This is a genomic window from Paraburkholderia diazotrophica (genome assembly GCF_900108945.1).
GTDB classification, from domain to species: Bacteria; Pseudomonadota; Gammaproteobacteria; order Burkholderiales; family Burkholderiaceae; genus Paraburkholderia; species Paraburkholderia diazotrophica.
The window spans coordinates 139,977-158,718 of sequence record NZ_FNYE01000015.1 but is presented as its reverse complement, the minus strand read 5'-3'; the positions used below and the strand labels follow the sequence as shown (position 1 = coordinate 158,718).

Sequence of the window (18,742 nt, the reverse complement as noted above, 5' to 3'; positions counted from 1 at the left end):
AACCAACCGTCCGACCAATCGATTCGAACACAGTTCCTGCACGCTCGACACCTGGCCGAACGGCTAGCTTTTGCCGTGCGTCGGAATCGCGGTACGCTGCTCCAGCAGCAAATGCGCCGTTGCGTTACGCTATGCGACCGCGTGCCGGAGGGCGCGCGAGAACCCCGAATTCGAGGACCACCCATGACCATCTCGATGTATCAGGCATCCATTCCCGTGCTGATTCGCGGCCTCACGAACCTGCAGGCAATTCTCGGCAAGGGCCAGGCGCACGCGGCGGAAAAACAGGTCGATCCGTCCGTGCTCACGGGCGCGCGGCTCTTCCCGGACATGCTCCCGCTGGCCCGTCAGGTGCACATCGCGACGGACACCGCGAAGGGTTGCGCGGCACGTCTTGCGGGCGTCGAAGCGCCGAAGTACGAAGACGTGGAGTTCGCTTTCGACGAACTGCACGCCCGCATTCAGAAAACGATCGATTATCTGAAGGAGTTCAATGCCGCGCAGATCGACGGTTCGGAAACGCGCGAAGTGACGCTGAAAATGCGCAGCGGCCCGGTCGAGTTCACCGGCATGTCTTATCTGCTCGGCTTCGCAATGCCGAATTTCTATTTCCACATCACGACGGCATACGACATCCTGCGTCACAACGGCGTCGAGCTTGGCAAGCTCGATTACCTCGGCAAGCCGAACAGCTAACGCTGATTCTTGCCACGGTTTGAAGCGCGAACCGGCTCGCCGCCCGTTCGCGCTCACATCATGAAGAGGCGGCGAACAGTGGCATTGAATGGGCGGCCGTCGAGGAGACGCGTGACGCGGGCCGTCAAACGAGCCGCAAAACGAGCCGCAAAACGAGCCCTCAGAAGTAACATTAAACCCGCGGCTGGAACGCGATGATCCCCATGCCCGCCAGCGTGAGCGCCGCGCCCGCAAGATCCCACGCGCTCGGGCGCACGTGATCGACGCCCCAGAGCCAGAGGATCGCGACGGCCACATACACGCCGCCATATGCAGCGTAGACGCGGCCGGCCGCCGTGCCATGAAACGTCAGCAGCCACGCGAACAGCGCGAGGCTCAACGCGCCCGGCACCAGCAGCCACGCGGGGCCGCCGTCCTTGAGCCAGCGCCAGGGCAGATAGCAGCCGACGATCTCGGCGATCGCGGTCACGACGTACAGCAACAGGGTCTTCATCGTCAGGTGTGGGAGTGATCGATCGACGCGCACGCGGCGTGCGCAAAAGCGTCGGCGAGGACTTCTGCCCCGCCGTCTATCGCTCTTATTAACACAATCACTTTGCCCGTGCCCGCAGCGCCGTGCGACAGTCGTCGCTCCCCGCCCCTTCAACGATCGCGAGCAAGCCAGCATGAGTATCAAATCGCCCTGTATCGACGTCTGCAAGTTCGACAGCAAGACCGGCTATTGTCTCGGCTGCCTGCGCACCCGCGGAGAGTGCAAAGGGTGGAAGAAGATGAAGGACAAGCATCGCCGCAAAGTCATCGACCAGAAGTCGGAGCGCGCGGCGATGATTCGCAAGTAGGCGGGAGCCGCGCGCGGCGGCGGCCGCCTAGTCGAGCGACAGCCGCACCGCGAAGCCGATCAGCGCCGCAGAAAATGTCCAGCGCTGCAGTGTCTGCGCAAGCGGATGCGAGCGCACCCAGCCGGAGATGCGCGCCGCGCCGACAGCATAGGCGGCATCGAAGCACGCGCCGATCACGACCAGTACGACACCCAGCTCGATCACCTGCCACGCGACGTGGCCCGCCTCCGGACGCACGAATTGCGGCAGCAGCACCGAGCAGAACAGAAGCGCCTTCGGATTCAGCAGGTTCGTCAGCAGCCCCTTGACGAACGCCGATCGCAGCGGACGGCTTCCGCCCAGCTGCGCGCCATCCGTCGGCATCGCAAACACGGGCGAGCGGAAAATCTGCACGGCCACCCACGCCAGATAAATCGCGCCGCCATAGCGCACGACTTCGTACAGCCACGGCGCGTTGCGCAACAGCGCGGCGACGCCGCATGCAGACAGCGTCACGTGCGTCGCGCGCGAAATGCCGAGTCCGGCGGCGGCCGCGAAGCCGGTGCGCGCGCCACGGCCGATGCTCGTCTGAAGCACGAGCGCCATGTCCGGACCGGGCAGCGCAAAGACCACGACGAGCGCGGCCACATACATGATCAGAAGATGAGCGGAAACCATGACGACCTCACATTTAGAGGCGTTCATAATGCCTTCGCCCGGCTAGCGGATACTGGCGATTTTCGGTCCGGCAGGCCCGTCGATTAGTGCAATGCCCTAAAATCCACCCACTCTCAACGGCATTCCACCCACCATGAACGACCTCGACAAAACAGACCTCGCGATCCTCGCGGCCTTGCAATCGGATGGCCGGATGTCGAATGCGAAGCTCGCCGAAACGGTCGGGCTCAGCGAAACGCCGTGCGCGCGGCGGCTCAAGCGGCTCGAAAGCGATGGCACGATCGAGCGCTATCGCGCGGTGCTGTCGCGTGCGGCGCTGGGACTCGGCGTCGTATCGTTCGTGTACGTGCGCTTCGCCGTGCACGATCGCGCGACGGCGACGCGCTTCGAGCGCGAGGTTCTCGCGATCCCGCGCATCCTCTCGTGTCACAACGTGTCGGGCAGCGCGGACTATATCCTGCAGGTGGTCGCTCGCGACCTCGACGATTACGGCACATTCATGCGCGACGAGTTGCGCAGTCTTCCGGGCGTGACGTCGGTGGAATCGTCGCTGTCGTTGCGCGAAGTGAAGGCCAACGGAGGCTTGCCGCTTCTTTGACGACGCATCGCAAGACGCGGTCAAAGCGAAAGGCCCAGCGACCGCGTCGGGAACTCGCGAACTCGTGGCATAGTGGGCGCCTCGCCATTGCGGCACACACCGAATCACGGAGCATGAGCATGGATCACGAAGCGGCGCGAGCCGAAGAAACCCGCGCGATGGAGCGCGTCCTGAACGCGACGAAGCAGGTGCAAACAGCGTTCGCCGCGCTGCAATCGCAGTTCCCTCCGGCCGGCAGCGGCCGGCCGTCACAGATGGCGCTGCAGACGTTCGACGCCGCGCTACAGGAACTCGAAGACGCGCAAGCCGAATTCGATTCGATGCTGAACGATCTGCTTGACGGCAACCGTTGAGCGGTCTATGCGCCGGACGTTGATGACGTTCGGCGTGTCTCGCGGGCGAGGGACGTGGCACTCGTCGAACGCCCGCCGCGGCGAAGGCGGGATTGCAAAGCGACTGACAGTTAGTTGCGCATACTCATCATCATGATGAATAGCTTCAGATTCACCAAATAAACTTCAGGAATGCACGACCCGCCGCTATGCTGGCCTCACCTTCTGCAAGCGAAGCAAGCGATGGCGGAACTCTATCTGGTACGGCATGGCCAGGCGTCGCTGGGCGCGGATGACTACGACCGGCTCTCGGCGATTGGCGAACGGCAAGGCATCTGGCTCGGCGAATACTTCGCGCAGCGCGACATCGCGTTCGACCGCGTGATGGCGGGCACGCTGCGACGCCACGCGCAAACCGTCGACGCGATCTGGCGCGGCCTGGGCGCGCCGCCCGTCGAATGCGAAGTCCACCCGGGTCTCGACGAATACGATTTTCACGCGCTCTTTCGCGCGCTCGGCGATCAGCACGCCGACCTCGCCCAACGCGCGACCGGGAGCTCGCGCGATTTCTTCAAGGCGTTGCGGCAAGTGCTGCATCTGTGGGCGGAAGGCGCGCTCGATGACTGCGCGCCCGAAACGTGGCGCGCCTTCCAGCAGCGCGTCGCCGATGCGCGCGCCGCGATCCAGCACGGCGGCGGACAGCGCGTGCTGGTGGTCAGCTCGGGCGGCGTGATCGCCGCGCTGACGCAGCAGATCCTGCATGCGCCCGCCGAGACGGCGATCGCGCTCAACATGCAGATCCGCAACAGCAGCGTGAGCCACTACTTCTTCAACCGCGACACGCTGCAACTGTCGAGCTTCAACGGCATCGGCCATCTCGATGATCCTCAGCGTCGCGCTTTTCAGACTTACGGTTAGCCCGGCAATACATCGAACGACATGACATCGAACGACATGACTCGTGATCGACACGACACCACGCTCGATATCGAGCGGCTTACGCAATATCTGAAGCAGCACATCGCGGGCTTTCGCGGCCCTGTGAGCGCGACGAAATTTGCAGGCGGCCAGTCCAATCCGACCTGGCTCATCGACGCACAAGGCGAACGCTATGTGCTGCGCCGGCAGCCACCCGGACAACTGCTCAAGTCGGCGCATGCCGTCGACCGCGAATATCGCGTGCTGCGTGCGCTCGCCGACACGCCCGTGCCCGTCGCGCGCGCGTTGCATCTGTGCGAAGACCGCGACGTGATCGGCAGCATGTTCTATCTGATGAGCTACGAGGAAGGCCGCATCTTCTGGAACCCCGCGCTGCCGGAACTTGATCGCGATGTGCGGCGCAGCTATTACGCGGCCATCGTGCAGACGCTCGCGGCGCTGCACGACGTCGATCCGCAAACGGTGGGGCTCGGCGACTACGGGCGCGCCGGCAACTACTTCGAGCGTCAGATCGGCGTATGGACGAAGCAATACCGCGCCGCCGAAACGGAGCGCATCGCGGCGATGGAAGCGCTGATCGACTGGCTGCCCGCGCACTGTCCCGCCGACACACCGGACATGCGCCCTTCCCTCGTCCACGGCGACTTCCGCATGGACAACCTGATCTTCGCGAACGACGCGCCACGCGTGCGCGCGATTCTCGACTGGGAACTGTCGACGCTCGGTCATCCCCTCGCCGATCTCGCGTACTTCTGCATGTGCCTGCGTCTGCCGTCGGACGGCCATATTCCGGGGCTGCGCAGCCAGGACCGCGCGGCGCTCGGCGTGCCCGAAGAGGACGAGATCGTCGCGCAATACTGCGCGCTGCGCGGCCTGCCCTCGATCGTCAACTGGCCTTTCTTTCTCGCGTTCAGCTTCTTCCGGCTCGCTGCGATTGCGCAGGGCGTGAAGGCGCGCGCGCTGCAAGGTAATGCGTCGAGCGCGCAGGCACATGACGTCGGCGCGATGGTCGAGCCGCTCGCGCAACTCGGCGCCGGACTGATCGCCTAGCCGTTCATCGCATTCATCCCGTTCATCGATAAAGACATGGAGGAGACACCTATGAGCACGAACCTTTTCGACCTCACGGGCCGCATCGCGCTCGTCACGGGCGCAAGCCGCGGCATCGGCGAAGCGATTGCGAAGCTGCTCGCCGGACAGGGCGCGCATGTGATCGTATCGAGCCGCAAGATCGACGAGTGCGAGCAGGTGGCGGCGAGCATACGCGATGCAGGCGGCCGCGCCGAAGCGCTCGCGTGTCACGTCGGCCGCATGGAGGACATCGCGGCGACGTTCGCGCATATCCGCGAAAAACATGGGCGGCTCGACATTCTCGTGAACAACGCGGCGGCCAATCCGTACTTCGGGCATATCCTCGACACGGATCTCGCCGCATACAACAAGACCGTCGAAGTGAACGTGCGCGGGTACTTCTTCATGTCAGTGGAAGCGGGCAAGCTGATGAAAGAGCAAGGACGCGGCGCGATCGTCAACACGGCGTCCGTCAACGCGTTGCAGCCCGGCGACATGCAAGGCATCTACTCGATCACGAAGGCAGCCGTCGTCAACATGACGCGAGCGTTCGCGAAGGAATGCGGACCGCTCGGCATCCGCGTGAACGCGCTGCTGCCCGGTCTCACGAAAACGAAGTTCGCGGGCGCGCTGTTCGACAACAAGGACATCTACGACCACTGGATCAGCAACATTCCGTTGCGCCGCCACGGCGAGCCGCGCGAAATGGCGGCCACGGTGCTGTATCTCGTGTCAGACGCGGCGAGCTACACGAACGGCGAATGCATCGTCGTCGACGGCGGCCTGACGATCTAGCCCACACAAAGAAACGCAAAGGACACACATCATGAATTTCGGCTACAGCCCCAAGGTCGAGGACCTGCGCCTGCGCGTGCGCACATTCATGGACGAGCACATCGTGCCGCGCCAGCGGCAATGGCTCGATGAAGTGCATGCGGGCCGCTACCCCGTCTCGTTCATCGAAGAGTTGAAGGCGAGAGCAAAAGCCGAAGGCCTGTGGAATCTGTTCCTGCCGCACCTGAAGGACGACGAGCCCGGCACGCGCCTGACGAACCTCGAATACGCGCCGCTCGCGGAGATCATGGGGCGCATTTCGTGGGCGTCCGAGGTCTTCAACTGCAACGCGCCCGACACCGGCAACATGGAGTTGCTGCACATGTTCGCGACGCCCGCGCAACGCGAGCAGTGGCTCGTGCCGCTGCTCGAAGGCACGATCCGCTCCGCGTTCGCGATGACGGAGCCGGACGTGCCTTCGTCGGACGCGACGAACATCACGACGTCGATCCGCCGCGATGGCGACGATTACGTGATCGATGGACGCAAGTGGTTCATCACGAACGCCGCGCATCCGAACTGCAAGATCTTCATCGTGATGGGCAAGACCGATCCGGATGCGGAAAGCCATCGGCAGCAAAGCATGATTCTCGTACCCGCCGACACACCCGGCCTGAAGATCGTGCGCAACATTCCCGTGCTGAACCACATTTCGCCGGAAGGCCATTGCGAGGTCACGTTCACGAACGTGCGCGTCCCCGCATCGAACCTGCTCGGCGAAGAAGGCGGCGGCTTCGCGCTCGCGCAGGCGCGGCTCGGGCCGGGGCGCATTCATCACTGCATGCGCTCGATCGGCGCGGCCGAACTCGCACTCGAACTGATGATCGAGCGCGCGCAGGAACGCAAGACGTTCGGCAAGTATCTGCATCAGCACGGCGCGGTCGGCGAGTGGATCGCGAAGTCGCGCATCGAAATCGACCAGGCGCGGCTGCTTGTGCTGAAGACCGCGTGGCTGATCGATGAAGTGGGCGCGAAGGCGGCGCGCAAGGAAATCTCGATGATCAAGGCGCTGATTCCACAGCTGCATACGACCGTCTGCGACCGCGCGATGCAGGTGTTCGGCGCGATGGGCGTGAGCCCCGATACGCCGCTCGCCGATCATTGGACCTGGGGCCGCGCGCTGCGTTACGCGGATGGTCCCGACGAAGTCCATCTGCAGGCGATCGCGCGCATGGAGATCAAGGCGAGCAAGGAGACGTTGGGCGCGTGCGCTGCGTATCTGAACGTGCCACCGCGCGATTGACCTTTGCAGCGCCGCAAGAGGACGCATCGCCCGCCACCCGTCGCTTATGATGTCGGGCGAAAGGAGACTGTGCGATGCGTCCACCGAAGCTCGATCTGAACCTGTTCGTCGTATTCGAAGCGATCTACGACAAGCGCAACCTGACGCGCGCAGCGGAGACGCTGTTCATCACGCAGCCCGCCGTCAGCAATGCGCTCGCGCGCATGCGCAAGGCGTTCGACGATCCCCTCTTCGTCAGCACGCCGTCGGGCATGGTGCCTACGCCACTGTCGGAAAACATCATCGGCCGCGTGCGCGAAGCGCTGCAATTGCTGGAGACGAGCGCGACGGAAGGCGACGTGTTCGTGCCCGCCGCGTCGGAGCGCACGTTTCGCCTCAGCATGCCCGACCTGATGGAAGCGATCCTGCTGCCCGCGCTCGGCGAAGTGTTGCAGCAGCAGGCGCCGGGCATGCGCATCGAAAGCTATTTCACGCCGCGCAGCGAAGTGGCCGCCGCGCTCGCAGCAGGCAAGATCGATTTCGCAATCGACGTGCCGCTCATCGACGATCCGCAGCTGCATCAGTCGCCGCTCGGCAGCGACCGTTACGCATGCATGCTGCGCCACGACCATCCATTTGCCGGCGACACGCTGACGATGGACGACTATCTCGCGCTCGGCCACATCCAGGTATCGAGCCGCCGCCAGGGCAGCGGGCTCGTCGACGCCGAGCTTCACAAGCTCGGCAAGCGCCGGCAGTTGCAGATGCGCGTGCAGCACTACATGGTCGCGCCGCTGGTCGCGCTGCGCACCGATCTCGCGCTCACCGCGCCCGTACAACTGCTGCAGCGCTACGACGCGCGCATTCTCGAACTGCCGTTTCCGCTTGCGCAGCTCGAATGGCACATGTACTGGCATCGCAGCGGCGAGCAGGATCAGGCGAACCGCTGGGTGCGCGGCGAGGTGATCCGGCTGATGGACGAAATGCGCGAGCCGCCGCGCGAATCAAACGTCCCCGCGCGTTGAGCTTCGGATCGGGCCACGCTTCCTGTTCCGCAAACCGTTTTATCGTTGCCGCCACATGCAGTGTGCGGGAACGCCTCAGCCACGAGTCGCGGCACGGTTTGTGCGAACCGACATGACGCTGAAGAGCGACGGGTTATTCGAGGCTTACCGGTAGCGTTGTGCAGCGTTGCGCACCGTTTTCATGCGCACCGCATCGCACGCTTTCGCATTGCGCAGCGATCGACGTCGCTGCCGGGAACTGTCTCCCGTTCTTCCGTTACGAAGTGAAGACGCGAGGACATTGCATTGATGCTTTCCTTTGACGACATCGAGCGCATCGTGGATGCGCCGATGCACTCCTGGCCCGGCGGCGCCGTCGTGTCGATCATCGCGATGGCCATCGCGCTCGCCGTTCAACGTATCGGCGCGCGCATCGTCACGCGCATTGCGCGCCCCTATCCGCTCGCGACCATCGTGCTGGCTCATATCGACGTGCCGACGCGCGTGCTGCTGATGATGCTAGGGCTCTTATCCGTGTTCTGGGTAGCGCCCGACACGCTGCGCTACATCGTCCCGTTGCGCGACGTCGCGGCTTTCGTGCTGATCGCAACCGTTACATGGCTGGCCATGCGCCTCGCCGCATCGATCGGCGAGGCGATCATCCAGGCGCATCCCCTCGACACCGCCGACAACCTGCAGGCACGCCGCATCCACACGCAGGCGCGGGTGCTCGCGCGCTCGGTGATGGTGGTGATCGTTATCGTCGGCGTCGGCGGCGCGCTGATGATGTTCCCCGCCGTGCGACAGATCGGCGCGAGTCTGCTTGCGTCAGCGGGAGTCGCGGGACTGGTCGCCGGTATCGCGGCACGGCCCGTGCTCGGCAATCTGATCGCGGGTTTGCAGATCGCGCTGTCGCAGCCGATCCGGCTCGACGACGTCGTCGTGATCGAGAACGAGTGGGGTCGCATCGAGGAAATCACGGGCACCTACGTGTCGGTGCGGCTGTGGGACATGCGGCGGCTGGTCGTGCCGCTTCAGTGGTTCATCGAGCACCCGTTCACCAACTGGACGCGCAGCAGTGCGCAGATCATCGGCACGGTGTTTCTCTATGTCGATTACCACATGCCGCTCGCGCCGCTGCGCGAAGAACTGGGACGGCTGCTGAAGGAGGCACCCGAATGGGATGGCAGCGTCCAGGTGCTGCAGGCGACGGATGCGACCGAGCGCGCGCTGCAGTTGCGCGTGCTGGTCAGCTCGATGGATTCAGGACTCAACTGGGACTTGCGCTGCCGCGTGCGCGAAGGACTGCTCTGTTTCATCCAGAACCGCTATCCGCAGTATCTGCCGCATGCACGCGCCGAAGTGACGGCCGAACTGGAGCGAAGCAGCGAGTTTCCGCCTGCACCGCAACCGCCCGCCCACGATGAGCCGGTCGCATCGAGCACGGCGGCGGACACGCCGGCTGATCCCGTTGCGGCCACCGGCGGTGCGCGAGTCCGGCGCAACAGTCATGGGAACGGTCAGCGCCACGTGGAGCGGCGCGTGCCGCCGAGTACCGACGGCGTGCATCGGGGACGCGCGCGCGCATCGCCCGCGCACTAGGCGCGCGGACAACTGCATTCACGCGCAGCGCGTGTCGCAAGCGTGGCGAATTGCAGAGCTCGCGACGGCGGCGCATGCATCGCTACCGGCCGCCGCGAGCTAACTACGTATCACTTGTAGAGAACAGCCGCGATCTTCGGATCGTCGATGTTGCCCTTGTCGTACCAGTAGAAGCCCGTGTCGATGCGCTTGGGCAGCTTCTTGCCCTGAAGCGCTTCGACGGCCGCCTGGACCGTGTCGTAGCCGATGCCGATCGGATTCTGCGTGACGGCCCCCGCCTCGTCGCCGCTGCGGATCGCGTCGAGTTGCTTCTCACCCGAATCGAAGCCGACCAGCACGATCTTGCCGTTCACCTTCATTTCGCGGGCACCGTTGACGACGCCGATCGCCGATCCTTCGTTCGTGCCGAAGATGCCTTTCAGATGCGGATGCGCGGTGATGATCGACTTCGTGATGTCCGTCGATTTCAACTGGTCTCCGCCGCCGTACTGAACCGTGACGACCTTGATCTTCGGGTACTTCGACTTGATGCGCTCGACGAAGCCGTCGCGACGGTCAATGCCCGTTCGGCTCGTCTGGTCGTGAGCCACGACGGCGACTTCGCCCTCGTTGCCGATCAGCGCGGCCATCTTGTCCGCTGCGACGGCGGCTGCCGCCTTGTTGTCGGTTGCGGCTGTCGAAAGAGGAATGTCGCTGTCGACACCCGAATCGAATCCGATCACAGGAATCTTCGCGGCCTGCGCCTTCTTCAGCAGCGGCGTCGCGGCCTGGCTGTCGAGCGCCGCGAGACCGATCGCGGACGGCTTGCGTGCGAGCGTCGCCGAGAGGATGTCGATCTGCTTGTCGACCATCGCCTCCGTTTCAGGGCCCTCGAACGACACCTTCACATGCAGGTCCTGCCCCGCCTTCTCCGCGCCTTTCTTCACGGCTTGCCAGTACTGGTGCTGAAATCCCTTCGACACCAGCGCGACATACGGAACGTCGGCCCATGCGCCCGTGGAAAATCCCAACGCCAGGCTCAGTCCGAGCGCCGCGCCGATCAGTTTCGGTTTGATCATCTACAAGTCTCCTCTATGGTTGAAAGTACGACACGCGACGATGCGCGCGCCGTCACCCGGTGCGAATGCGACGTAGGCGATACGTCGCGTTCGGCTTGACTCGCGGCTCGCCCGCCAGCGCATCGCGCAGCGGGCCGGCCTCACGTTCTTGCCACTGCTGCTCTTGCCACTTCTCTTACCGCTGCTTCTTCCGGCGCAACATGTCGAGATACACGGCGGAGATGATGATGACGCCCGTCACGACGATCTGCCACTCCTGATCGACCGACATCACGCGCAGGCCGTTGACGAGCACGCTCATGATGAACGCGCCGATCATCGTGCCCGTGATCGTCCCGACGCCGCCCGACAGCGAAGTGCCGCCGATCACGACAGCCGCGATCGCATCCAGTTCGTAGCCCTGGCCGAGGGCGGGCTGAGCCGAATTGAGACGCGACGACATCACGAGCGCGGCAATGCCGCAGATCGCGCCGCCCATCGTATAGACAGCGATCTTCCATCCGTCGACGTTGACGCCCGACAGCCGCACGGCTTCTTCGTTGCTGCCCAGCGCGAACGTGTAGCGTCCGAAGAGCGTCTTGTTGAGCGCGACAGCGGCGAAGATGGCGAGACCGAAAAGGATCAGCACCGAGTTCGGGATCGGCAGCGCAGGAATGAAATTGCCGATCAGCGAATCCTGCGAAATGCTCGTGAATCCCGGCGTGTCGTTGAAGTAAATGGGCCGCGTTCCCGAGATGACGAGCGCGAGGCCTTTCATCAGCATCATCATGCCGAGCGTCGCGATGAACGGCGGGATACGCAGCTTCGCGACCAGCACGCCCGACACGGCGCCGCTCAGCGCGCCGAAGCAGATCGCAGCCAGAATCCCGACATAGAGCGGCATGCCCCAGTTGGTCAGCACGACGCCTGTCATGACCGAACAGAACGCCATCAGCGTGCCGACCGACAGATCGATGCCGCCCGTGATGATGACGAACGTCGACGCAATCGCGAGCACGCCGTTGACGGCCGTGGCCTGCAGGATGCTGACGAGGTTATCGACTTGCAGAAACTGCGGCGACGCGACGCCGAAGAAGATGATGAGCACGACGAGGCTCGCGAACGCGAGGAGCTTCTGGCGCGCACCCGAATGAAACAGCTTCGCGGCGACGTTCGAGGCGTTGCGCTCGCGCGCGAGCGGCATCGCCTGCTCGGCCGACGGAATGGGGTTAGGTGTGTTGGTCATGGTCATCCTCGTGAATTCATTCAGTAACGACAGATTCGCGCTGCGTCGCGAGCTGCATGATTTTTTCCTGCGTGGCCTCGCCGGCCGCGAGTTCGCCCGTGATGCGCCCTTCGCACATGATCAGCACGCGGTGGCTCATGCGGAGAATCTCGGGCAGCTCCGACGAGATCATCACGATCGCCTTGCCGTCCGCCGCGAGCGCATCGATCAGCTTGTAGATCTCCGTCTTCGCGCCGATATCGATGCCGCGCGTCGGTTCGTCGAAAAAGAGAATGTCGCAGTCTCGCAGCAGCCACTTCGCGATCACGATCTTCTGCTGGTTGCCGCCCGACAGCAGGCGTACCTGCTGGTGCACGGACGGCGTCTTGATGCGCAACTGGCTGACGTATTGATCGGCGGTACGCTGAATCGCTGAATCGTCCAGAAACAGACCGAGCGACGAGAATCGGCCCATGCTCGCAAGCGCGACGTTGCTCTTCACGTCCATGCCCGTCGCGAGCCCGAACTGCTTGCGATCCTCGGACAGATAGCCGATGCCGTGACGCACGGCATCCTGTGTGGACCTGATCGATACCTTCTTGCCATGCACGCGGATTTCGCCGCGCTCGACGGGATCGGCGCCGAAGACGGCGCGCGCGACTTCCGTGCGGCCCGCGCCCATCAGGCCCGCGAGGCCGAGTACTTCGCCCTTGCACAGCGTAAAGCTGACGTCGCGGATCACCGAGCCGCGCGTGAGCCCCTTCACTTCCAGCGCGATCTCGCCGTTCGCGCGCTGCACGGGATGGCGCGGCGAAGTGTCGAGCTGGCGGCCGACCATCATGCTGATGATCGTCTCCATCGGCGTCGTTTCCGCCGGCACGGTGCCGACATACTGGCCATCGCGCATGACCGTGATACGGCCGGCAATCTGCTTGAGCTCGTCCATCTTGTGCGAGATGTAGACGATGCCGACACCGTTCGACTGAAGCTGTCGAATGATCCGGAACAGGTCGTCGATCTCGACGTTGTTCAGCGCGGCCGTCGGCTCGTCCATGATCAGCACGCGCGAATCGAAGGACAGCGCCTTGGCGATTTCCACCATCTGCTGCTTCGCGACGGTGAGCTGCGAAACGGGCGTACGCGGATCGAGCTTCAGATGCATGCGCTCGAAAATCTCCGCGGCCTTGCGATTGAGCGCGCGTTCGTCGATGAAGATGCCGCGGCGCGGCTCGCGCCCGATAAAGATGTTCTGCGCGGCGCTCAGGTGGTTCATCAGGTTCAGCTCCTGATGAACGATGCCAATGCCGAGCGCCTGCGCCGTGCGCGGATCGGGAATGTCGACGGGCCGGCCGTCGATCAGGATCTCCCCTTCGTCCTTCTGATAAACGCCCGACAGCACCTTCATCAGCGTCGATTTGCCCGCGCCGTTCTCGCCCATCAACGCGTGCACTTCGCCCGGCAGCAGCTCGAACTGGCAATTGTCGAGCGCCCGCACGCCAGGAAACGACTTGCTCAGATTGCGGATCGACACCAGCGCGCGACCAGGACGGCTGTCCTGTCGTGTTTCTGTCTCACTCATCTCTTCTCGTCCAGTTTTTGCGGCATGCAGGTCTCGACGCCGCGCGTTCCAGCGAAACGTTTAGTGAAACGTTTCGGCGAGAATGTAGATGGCTGAGTTGTCCGTGTCAACACGGTCTTTGGCAATATCGGGTTAACCATGCCGCGTCGCAAACGAAACGTTTCGCTAAACGCTTTACCAAGCGAATCGAAAGCGGATATGATTCGCTGACGCCCCATAAAAAGGGCATGCGGCTCATGTTGAGATTGCGCAAGATCGACGTGGGCATGACGACAGTTGTTGCAACAGCGTGGCGACGTTTCCCCGTTCGACGACGGGCGGCGTCAGGTGCGGCAGCCCGCGATGGCGGGCATTCATTGATATCGGAAAACGACGTGGCATCAACGATGAAGGATGTAGCGCGCCTTGCGCAGGTCAGTCTCGCGACAGTCTCCGCAGTGCTGTCGGGATCGGCCTATGTCAGCCCCGAGCTGACCACTCGCGTCAAGAAGGCTGTCGCCGCGCTCGGCTACGCGCCCAATACCGTGGCGAGCAGCCTCAAGAAAGGCGCGACCCGGATCATCGGGCTCGTCGTGCCCGACGTCACGAACCCGTTTTTCACGGAGCTCGTGCATTCGGTGCAAAAGCGCGCACGCGAGCAGGGCTACGCGGTCCTGCTATGCGACAGCGAACGCGATATCGAGCAGGAGCGCTCGTATCTGAAGATGCTTCGCGCGCATCTCGCGACGGGCACCATCATTTGCGCAGCAGGGCCCGACGCGTCATACAAGGACTTGCACAATGACGTCGGCATCATGCCGATCGTCACCGTCGATCACATCATTCGCGCCGACGACTACGATTCGGTCGTCCTCGACAACGTCGCGGCATCGCGGATGATCATGCAGCACATCATCGGTCTCGGTCATACGCGCGTCGCGATCATCGCGGGGCAGCAGCACCTCGTGCCCGGCCGCGATCGTCTGGCCGGATTCGCCGAAGCGCTGCGCGGCGCAGGTCTCGACGTGGTGCCCGAGTTCGTGCGGCACGGCGCGTTCAATGGAAACGATGCATTCGACTGCGCGCACGCCCTTCTCGCGCTGCCCGAGCGGCCTTCGGCGATCTTCGCGACCAACAACCAGATGCTGATCGGCGTGATGCGCGCGATCTCCGAGTCGGGCCTGTCGTGTCCGCGCGACGTGTCGGTTGCCGCTATCGACGATTTCCCCTGGGCCGCCGCATTCTCTCCCGCGCTGACCACCGTTCGCCAACCCGTCGATGCCATGGCCGAAGCCGCGTTCAACCTGCTGCTGGAGCGCATCAACGGAACGAACACTGCGCCCAAGCATCTCGTGTTCGCACCCGAGCTGGTGATCCGGCAGTCGTGCGTCGCGCCGCCCGCACCGAGCGGGCTTGCGCTTGCCGCACAGAAAGCGGCCGCGAAGCCCACAGCGCGGCGAGCGAAAAGCGCAGGCAAGGCGCAGCTTTCCGACGCGTAATTCGACATGAAGCGGCATGAGTCGGTATGAGTCGGCGCATACGCGCGGCGAGCGGGACCTATAACAACCTTGCGAGGCAATCCGTGAACAACAGGCAAGCCCTGATTCCGCCGGGACCGTTGGGTTTCGGCGCGGCCCCATTGGGCAACCTCTTCGCGCGCGTCAGCGAAGAAGCGGCTGAAGAGACATTGAGCGCGGCATGGGAAGCCGGCATGCGCTATTTCGATACCGCGCCGTTCTACGGCATGGGACTCTCCGAACAGCGTCTCGGCCGGGCGCTCGCGCATCGTGCGCGCGACGAATTCATCGTCTCGACGAAAGTCGGGCGCCTGCTGATTCCCGATGCGTCCGTTCCCGAAGTCCAGCACGGATATGTCGGCGCGCTGCCGTTCCGCGTCGAATTCGATTATTCGGCGCAAGGCGTGCTCCGTTCGATCGAAGCGAGTCTCAAGCGACTTTCACTCGATCGCATCGATATCGTCTATATCCACGACGTCGCCGAAGATGCGCATGGCGAAGACTGGCTGCGACAATACCGTATCGCCGTCGAAGGCGCGATGCGGGCGCTGAGCGATCTGCGCGATCAACGCGTGATCGGCGCGTGGGGGCTCGGCGTCAACCGGGTCGAGCCGTGCCTGATGACGTTGAACGACGTCGACCCGGACGTGTTTCTGATCGCAGGACGATACACGCTGCTCGACACATCGGCGCTCGATGCGCTGATCCCCGCTTGCGATGCGCGCGGCGTGCAACTGGTCGCGGGCGGTCCGTTCAACTCGGGGCTGCTCGTCGGCGGCACGACGTTCGAATATGCGGAGGCGCCGGCGGAGATGCTCGACAAGCGGCGCAGACTTCTCGCGCACTGCGAGCGCTTCGGCGTGGACCTGAAGGCGGCCGCGCTGCAGTTCACGCATGCGCCGCGAGCGGTCGCGTGCGTAATCGCGGGCGCGAGGAACGCGAGCGAGATCAGACAGAACTGCGCGGCAATGACCGAGCCGATTCCGTCGGCATTCTGGGCGGCATTGAAGGCTGATGCGCTGATTCCCGCCGATGCGCCGGAGCCTCTTGCTTCAGGTGGCGCACTCCACGCGACGACACACGAGCCTGTGTAATCGCGAGGGCTGCGGCACGCTCTTCGCGTTCGAGCGCGTGAATAACGTGTGCAGCGCGCCATCGACCAACAAACGCGCCGCCCTCACCGTTAATGCGCCGCTGCGTTGCCATCACGCGTGGGACTTCTCCGCGACCGAGCGCAAGATCGAAATGAACGCCTGCATCGGTTCCGACAGCAGCTCGTTCTTGCGCGTGACGATTCCATAGTGCGGCATCGTCCGGCGGATGGGTACATCCAGTCGCCCGAGCAACCCTTCGTCGACGTACTTTTCGACGGCCGCACGCGGCTGAAGCGACAGCATGTCGGTTGTCTGCAGCAGCGCCAGCGCCGAGAAGATCGACGGCGTCTCGACCATGCCGACCAGCGAACGGATTCCGGCCGCGGCCACGGTCTCCTCGAACAGATGCCGGATAGCCGTCGCTGGCGGATACAGAATCCACGGCCACCCGGCGAGATCGGCCACTTCGGGCCTCGCGAGGCCCAGCAACGGATGGCGTTTGCCGCAGACGACCCACACCGGCTCGAGCGACAGCTTCTCGAAATCGAACAGCGCCTGATGATGCGGTTCGGTCAGGCGCCCAACCATGATGTCGATCTTTCTCTCCTCGAGCCACACGACCAGCTGATCGCTACTCTGCTCGACGAGCCGGATTCGCAACAGCGGGCGCTCGCGCAGGATATCCCGCATCGCCTCGGCCACCACCCCGGCCGCCGACGCCGAGATCGCGCCGACCGTCAGATGACCGTGGCCGCCCATCCGCAACGCATCCAGCTCGTTCACGAACTTGCCGAGATCGGCGACGGCAGCGCCCGCGTAGCGCAACGCAAACGTCCCGAGTTCGGTGGGGCGCATCTCGCGAGGCAGGCGCTCGAACAGCCGTGCGCCCAATATGGCTTCCGTATCGCCGAGTATCTTGGTCGCGGCGGGCTGGGTGATGTGCATCTGCTCGGCGGCGATGCGCAGGTTGCGCGTGCGCCCGAGAATATCCAGCAGTTGCAGGTGCCGGAAGCGCAATCGGGTCAACACGGACACCGACGGAACGGCGGAAGCGGAATGTTTGGCCATACAGGTAAACCACGCCTTACTCATAACGAAACGGAATCGATATTACCGAATAAACGATTGGATGTTTATGGGAGCCGCGCGTACCGTTGCACCTTACCCTTGCACCTACTGGTACGCCGCCACGATGCTGGCGGGTGACCGGGCGACAACAAGAATCCATGGAGATAACGATGACTACCCCGCTAGTGCTGAACATCAAGGACACGCTTCCCGACGACGGCTTCACGGGCACGCTGGTCGGACGCGCATGGCTGCCGCCGACGGATACGACGCCGGGCGGCCCGGCCGTGGTCGTGCTGCGCGCCGATGGCGTTTTCGACATTTCCGACGTCGCGCCGACCATGAGCAGCCTGCTGGAACACGACGACCCGGTGGCGACGGTGCGCAATGCCGCTGGGCGCTGGATCGGCAGTCTCGAGTCGATCCTTGCGGGCGCGCCCGCGAGCGTAGGCGATACAGGCAGCGATACCAAGGCGCATCTGCTCGCGCCCTGCGACCTCCAGGTCATCAAGGCGGCGGGCGTCACGTTCGCGGGCAGCCTGATCGAACGCGTGATCGAAGAACAGACCAAGGGCGATCCCGCTGGCGCCGCGCAGATTCGCGCGAAGATCCAGGCGCTCGTCGGCGACAGCCTCGCGAGCATTCGCCCGGACTCGACCGAGGCGCGCGAACTCAAGGCCCTGCTGATCGCGCAAGGCATGTGGTCGCAATACCTCGAAGTGGGCATCGGTCCCGATGCGGAGGTCTTCACGAAGGCGCCCGTGCTGTCCGCGCTGGGCACGGGCACGGAGATCGGCTTGCATCCGAAATCGGAGTGGAACAATCCCGAGCCCGAAGTGGTGCTCGCGATCAACAGCCGTGGCGAGGTACTGGGCGCGACGCTCGGCAACGACGTCAATCTGCGCGACTTCGAAGGACGCAGCGCGCTGCTGCTCGGCAAGGCGAAGGACAACAACGGGTCCACGGCCATCGGTCCGTTCCTGCGTCTGTTCGACGAGAGCTTTTCGATCGATCACGTGCGGCAAGCGGAAATCGGCTTGCGTGTCGAGGGCGACGACGGCTTCGTGCTGGTCGGCACGAGCTCGATGAACCAGATCACGCGCGATCCGCTCGATCTCGTCGCGCAGACGATCGGCGCGATCCATCAGTACCCCGACGGCGCGATGTTGTTCCTCGGCACACTGTTTGCGCCCGTCGAAGACCGCGATGCACCCGGCGGCGGCTTCACCCACAAGGAAGGCGATATCGTGCGGATTGCCACGCCGTCGCTCGGCACGCTTGTGAACCGCGTCGGCCGCAGCGACCGTATCGCGCCGTGGCAGTTCGGCACGCGCGCGCTGATCAACAACCTCGCGCAACGAGGACTGCTCGGCAAGCCGCTCTGAATTCGACTTCTGGCAGCTCGCGATACGCGTCACTCGCATTTCAAAGTACGTCCACCGACCGCGC

Annotated in this window: 19 protein-coding genes; 13 read left to right on the top strand and 6 right to left on the bottom strand. The window is 63.9% G+C overall.

Annotated elements, in window-relative coordinates:
• Positions 1-183: 183 nt before the first annotated feature.
• Positions 184-696: a DUF1993 domain-containing protein gene (locus tag BMW76_RS20345; protein ID WP_090868271.1), complete on the top strand. Its 513-nt coding sequence runs from the start codon at positions 184-186 to the stop codon at positions 694-696.
• A gap of 172 nt (positions 697-868) precedes the next feature.
• Here the strand turns inward: BMW76_RS20345 and BMW76_RS20340 are convergent, their stop codons facing one another.
• Positions 869-1,189 (bottom strand): YnfA family protein, encoded by a 321-nt coding sequence (locus BMW76_RS20340; RefSeq protein ID WP_090868269.1) that lies wholly within the window; start codon positions 1,187-1,189, stop codon positions 869-871.
• 172 nt (positions 1,190-1,361) lie between these two features.
• On the opposite strand from BMW76_RS20340, the gene BMW76_RS20335 reads away from it, so the two are divergent.
• A complete protein-coding gene (locus BMW76_RS20335) occupies positions 1,362-1,535 on the top strand; it encodes a DUF1289 domain-containing protein (RefSeq protein WP_090868267.1) in 174 nt (57 codons plus the stop codon).
• Between the two features lie 27 nt (positions 1,536-1,562).
• On the opposite strand, the gene BMW76_RS20330 is transcribed toward BMW76_RS20335, so the two are convergent.
• On the bottom strand, positions 1,563-2,192 hold the full coding sequence (locus BMW76_RS20330) for a LysE family translocator (protein WP_090868265.1): 630 nt from the start codon (positions 2,190-2,192) through the stop codon (positions 1,563-1,565).
• Positions 2,193-2,325: 133 nt separating this feature from the next.
• On the opposite strand from BMW76_RS20330, the gene BMW76_RS20325 reads away from it, so the two are divergent.
• From BMW76_RS20325 to BMW76_RS20290, 8 genes are all read left to right on the top strand, one after another.
• On the top strand, positions 2,326-2,790 hold the full coding sequence (locus tag BMW76_RS20325) for an Lrp/AsnC family transcriptional regulator (RefSeq protein ID WP_090868263.1): 465 nt from the start codon (positions 2,326-2,328) through the stop codon (positions 2,788-2,790).
• Positions 2,791-2,909: 119 nt separating this feature from the next.
• The gene (locus tag BMW76_RS20320; protein ID WP_090868261.1) at positions 2,910-3,143 is read left to right on the top strand and encodes a hypothetical protein; all 234 of its coding nucleotides are present in this window, start codon (positions 2,910-2,912) and stop codon (positions 3,141-3,143) included.
• A gap of 222 nt (positions 3,144-3,365) precedes the next feature.
• Positions 3,366-4,040, top strand: a complete 675-nt coding sequence (locus BMW76_RS20315; RefSeq protein ID WP_090868339.1) for a histidine phosphatase family protein — start codon at positions 3,366-3,368, stop codon at positions 4,038-4,040.
• 36 nt (positions 4,041-4,076) lie between these two features.
• Positions 4,077-5,111: a phosphotransferase family protein gene (locus BMW76_RS20310; protein WP_090868338.1), complete on the top strand. Its 1,035-nt coding sequence runs from the start codon at positions 4,077-4,079 to the stop codon at positions 5,109-5,111.
• Between the two features lie 51 nt (positions 5,112-5,162).
• Complete coding sequence (locus BMW76_RS20305; protein WP_090868259.1) at positions 5,163-5,927, top strand: SDR family oxidoreductase; 765 nt, start codon at positions 5,163-5,165, stop codon at positions 5,925-5,927.
• A gap of 31 nt (positions 5,928-5,958) precedes the next feature.
• Positions 5,959-7,209: an acyl-CoA dehydrogenase family protein gene (locus BMW76_RS20300; RefSeq protein ID WP_090868256.1), complete on the top strand. Its 1,251-nt coding sequence runs from the start codon at positions 5,959-5,961 to the stop codon at positions 7,207-7,209.
• A 74-nt stretch (positions 7,210-7,283) separates the two neighbouring features.
• Positions 7,284-8,213, top strand: a complete 930-nt coding sequence (locus BMW76_RS20295) for a LysR family transcriptional regulator (RefSeq protein WP_090868254.1) — start codon at positions 7,284-7,286, stop codon at positions 8,211-8,213.
• A gap of 288 nt (positions 8,214-8,501) precedes the next feature.
• Positions 8,502-9,794, top strand: a complete 1,293-nt coding sequence (locus BMW76_RS20290; protein ID WP_090868252.1) for a mechanosensitive ion channel family protein — start codon at positions 8,502-8,504, stop codon at positions 9,792-9,794.
• 110 nt (positions 9,795-9,904) lie between these two features.
• Here BMW76_RS20290 and BMW76_RS20285 read toward each other — a convergent pair whose 3' ends face one another.
• From BMW76_RS20285 to BMW76_RS20275, 3 genes are all read right to left on the bottom strand, one after another.
• Positions 9,905-10,852, bottom strand: coding sequence for an ABC transporter substrate-binding protein (locus tag BMW76_RS20285; RefSeq protein WP_090868250.1), 948 nt, complete (start codon positions 10,850-10,852; stop codon positions 9,905-9,907).
• 175 nt (positions 10,853-11,027) lie between these two features.
• Positions 11,028-12,077, bottom strand: coding sequence for an ABC transporter permease (locus BMW76_RS20280; RefSeq protein ID WP_090868248.1), 1,050 nt, complete (start codon positions 12,075-12,077; stop codon positions 11,028-11,030).
• A 16-nt stretch (positions 12,078-12,093) separates the two neighbouring features.
• Positions 12,094-13,635 carry a sugar ABC transporter ATP-binding protein gene (locus BMW76_RS20275; RefSeq protein WP_090868246.1) on the bottom strand — a complete coding sequence of 514 codons (1,542 nt, stop codon included), beginning with the start codon at positions 13,633-13,635 and terminating at the stop codon, positions 12,094-12,096.
• On the opposite strand from BMW76_RS20275, the gene BMW76_RS20270 reads away from it, so the two are divergent.
• Positions 13,617-15,113 carry a LacI family DNA-binding transcriptional regulator gene (locus BMW76_RS20270; protein WP_143062288.1) on the top strand — a complete coding sequence of 499 codons (1,497 nt, stop codon included), beginning with the start codon at positions 13,617-13,619 and terminating at the stop codon, positions 15,111-15,113. The genes BMW76_RS20275 and BMW76_RS20270 overlap by 19 nt on opposite strands.
• 26 nt (positions 15,114-15,139) lie before the next feature.
• Complete coding sequence (locus BMW76_RS20265; protein WP_090868242.1) at positions 15,140-16,225, top strand: aldo/keto reductase; 1,086 nt, start codon at positions 15,140-15,142, stop codon at positions 16,223-16,225.
• Between the two features lie 111 nt (positions 16,226-16,336).
• On the opposite strand, the gene BMW76_RS20260 is transcribed toward BMW76_RS20265, so the two are convergent.
• A complete protein-coding gene (locus BMW76_RS20260; RefSeq protein WP_090868240.1) occupies positions 16,337-17,293 on the bottom strand; it encodes a LysR substrate-binding domain-containing protein in 957 nt (318 codons plus the stop codon).
• A 170-nt stretch (positions 17,294-17,463) separates the two neighbouring features.
• Here BMW76_RS20260 and BMW76_RS20255 point away from each other — a divergent pair, with 170 nt between their 5' ends.
• A complete protein-coding gene (locus tag BMW76_RS20255) occupies positions 17,464-18,678 on the top strand; it encodes a fumarylacetoacetate hydrolase family protein (protein ID WP_090868238.1) in 1,215 nt (404 codons plus the stop codon).
• Positions 18,679-18,742: the final 64 nt, after the last annotated feature.